A 3,087-nucleotide genomic window follows, 5' to 3' on the forward strand; every position below is an offset into this window, starting at 1 on the left:
ATGTGGTTATTCGCCGATTCAATTTGAAAAGCTTATTTAAAGTTGAGATTGGCGTTTAGTTATAAATACTTTAATCATCACATAATCTATCAAATCATCCCTTACAAATCTGTAAAAATCTGCCCGGAACGACCCGTATATTTTTTATTCCCTGTAAATGGTTTTACCTAAAGAGTCGGAAATTTGCTATATTTGCTGTTTTTCTGCGATATCTATTTTCGACTGATTATGAATACGGCAATCCAAGCAGCTCTCGATCATGCAGTGCAAACCTTAAAGGCACAAAACGTACTCCCATCTGACTGGAACAACACAAGTAATTTGACGCGTACCAAAGACCGTAGCCACGGTGACTTTGCATCAAATATTGCCATGATCGCGTCTAAAGCTGCGGGAATGAAACCGCGTGATTTAGCAGAAAAAATCCTTGCTGCCCTGCCTGAAGTTGCAGACATCAGCAAAGCTGAGATTGCAGGCCCGGGTTTTATCAACTTTTTCCTGAATGCGGATCAGCGCTTCGCAGTTCTAGACCAGATTCAAGCGCAAAAAGAAAACTTCGGTCGCACCCAAGCCAATGCGGAAAAACGCATCCAGGTAGAATTTGTATCTGCTAATCCGACTTCTAGCCTACACGTCGGTCATGGCCGTGGTGCTGCCTACGGAATGACCGTTGCAAACCTGCTGGAAGCCACTGGTGCGAAAGTGGATCGTGAATATTATGTCAACGATGCTGGCCGTCAGATGGATATCCTGGCGACCTCTACGTACCTGCGTTATTTGGAACTACAAGGTCAGGAACTGGTATTTCCGAAAAATGCCTATCAAGGCGACTATGTTAAAGAAATCGCACAAAGCATTATCGACAAAGATGGTGATGTCTATGTCCGTCCAGTCGCAGACGTTTATAAAGACGTGCCTGAAGACGTGCAATATGCACCAGAACCCGATGCGGATGGCAACAAAGTCGTTCTGTCAGGTGACAAAGAAAAACATATCGATGGCCTGATTCATAACTCACAAAATTTACTGGGTGAAGGCTACCGTGTCTTCCATCAGGCTGCGCTGAAAGCCATTCTAGATGACATTAAAGATGACCTGGGTGAATTTGGTGTCACTTTCAACCAATGGTTCAGCGAAGCAACCCTGACTGAAAAAATTGATGAAGCGCTACAGACTTTAGATCAGCGTGGCTTCCTATACGAAAAAGATGGCAACATCTGGTTTAAATCGACCGAATTTGGTGATGAAAAAGACCGCGTGGTAAAACGCCGTAATGGTCAAACCACCTATTTCGCTTCTGACATCGCCTATCACCTGAACAAATTGCAACGTGGCTATACCGATATCGTAGATATCTGGGGTTCAGACCACCATGGCTATATCGCACGTGTTAAAGCTGCCATTGATGCGATGGGCTATGACTCGAAAAAACTGACTGTACTTTTGGTTCAGTTCGTGAGCTTATGGCGTGGTGGCGAGATGGTGCAAATGTCATCTCGTTCAGGCCAGTTCGTGACTTTGCGTGACCTGCGTAAAGAAGTCGGTAACGATGCGGCACGTTTCTACTACGTGATGCGTAAGTCTGAACAGCACATTGACTTCGACCTGGATCTTGCCGTTTCTCAAAGCAAGGACAATGCGGTGTACTACATCCAGTATGCCCATGCGCGTATCTGCCGTATGTTAGAGAAAGCTGCTGCAACTGGCGTAAACTTTGACGCTACAGCTGCACGTGCGTTTGCAGCTAAACTTGAACTGGATGCAGAAACTGAAATCCTGGCCAAACTGGCAGCTTATCCAGAAATCGTGGTGCGTGCCGCGAATAACTACGAACCGCACCAGGTGGGTAACTATCTGAAAGAATTGGCTGCCCTGTTCCACGGTTGGTACAATGAGAACAAGGTACTGGGTGATGATGCAGAACTGACTCAGGCCCGCCTACTGTTGTCTATCAATGTCCGCCAAGTCCTGCGTAACGGTCTGGAACTGTTAGGTGTGTCCGCTCCTGAGTCAATGTAAAGCACTGCTTTTACATTGATGCAAGACGAAGAGCTGTACTCAAAGTGAGCATGTAAGTAACCCAAAAATTATGACCTGTATGTTCACTTGGGCATACAGGTCAAAAATATGCTGTAAAGTTCGTGTATTGCATAATGACATTTGCGTCACGATCACATACGATGCAGAGAGTAAGAAGGCATAACCGCAGTTATGCCTTTTCTATCTGATAATAAATACAAAGAGGAAATCCCCAGTGTTTGGAAAAACGCAGCGCGGTGTATCTGAACGTCCGAACAAGCCTAAAAAACCATTGATTCCTGCATGGTTAGGCACACTTGTGATCATTTTAATCGTGTTAAGTTTTCTGGTGGCGCTCATGCTATGGAAGCCATGGGAACCTGTAAAACCAAACAACAATCAGACGACTTCTGAACATTATGAAGAAGAGGATACTAACAAGGATTATCGCTTCTATGATCTGTTGCCTAAACAGCAAGTTACCCCAATTCCTGAGCAGGCCGTACCTGAAACTACAAAACAGGATGCAGTGGTCATTGTCGAAGCACCAAAAGCGGAAGAAGAACAAACACCTGCAGAACCCGGATTGATTGATGAACCGGCTGCCCCTGTACACAGCTATATCCTGCAAGTGCGCAGCTATGATGATCCGGATCAGGCTGATGCCCGTCGTGCCGAAATTATTCTGAATGGCCTGTCTGCAGATGTGGTGCGAAGTGTGGAAAATGGCAAGGTCTGGTACCGTGTGGTTTCTGGTCCGTATGACTCGGTTGAGGCTGCCGTGATTGCCCAGCAAACCTTGCAACATAGCGGTATCGATTCAATTGTTGTGAAGCAGAAATAAATCACATATATAAAAAAGCGCCATTTGGTGCTTTTTTTTAACTTCTTTAAATTCCTCCCTTTCGTAAAGGAAGGTTAGGAGGGATTTTAATTGGCGGATTCAAGCGGCAAGTGCAACAGTATAAAAACCAGCCATAACTTCACTCGGTGTATACCAACCTAGCGTTTTTCTAGGACGATGGTTGAGCGCAAATTCTATCTGCTCTATTTGTTCGTTTGACACGT

2 protein-coding genes and 1 pseudogene are annotated in these 3,087 nt (G+C 45.1%); 2 read left to right on the forward strand and 1 reads right to left on the reverse strand.

Going from position 1 to position 3,087, the window contains the following annotated elements; genetic code table 11:
- The first annotated feature begins 228 nt into the window (after positions 1-228).
- The gene (gene argS / locus GW12_RS05610; RefSeq protein WP_034584565.1) at positions 229-2,019 is read left to right on the forward strand and encodes an arginine--tRNA ligase; all 1,791 of its coding nucleotides are present in this window, start codon (positions 229-231) and stop codon (positions 2,017-2,019) included.
- A gap of 235 nt (positions 2,020-2,254) precedes the next feature.
- Positions 2,255-2,863, forward strand: coding sequence for an SPOR domain-containing protein (locus GW12_RS05615; RefSeq protein ID WP_034584563.1), 609 nt, complete (start codon positions 2,255-2,257; stop codon positions 2,861-2,863).
- A 99-nt stretch (positions 2,864-2,962) separates the two neighbouring features.
- Here GW12_RS05615 and GW12_RS15635 read toward each other — a convergent pair.
- Positions 2,963-3,087 (reverse strand): annotated as a pseudogene (locus GW12_RS15635) (IS30 family transposase); the annotation flags it as partial.

The sequence above is a fragment of the Acinetobacter sp. HR7 genome, assembly GCF_000773685.1.
GTDB lineage: Bacteria > Pseudomonadota > Gammaproteobacteria > Pseudomonadales > Moraxellaceae > Acinetobacter > Acinetobacter thermotolerans.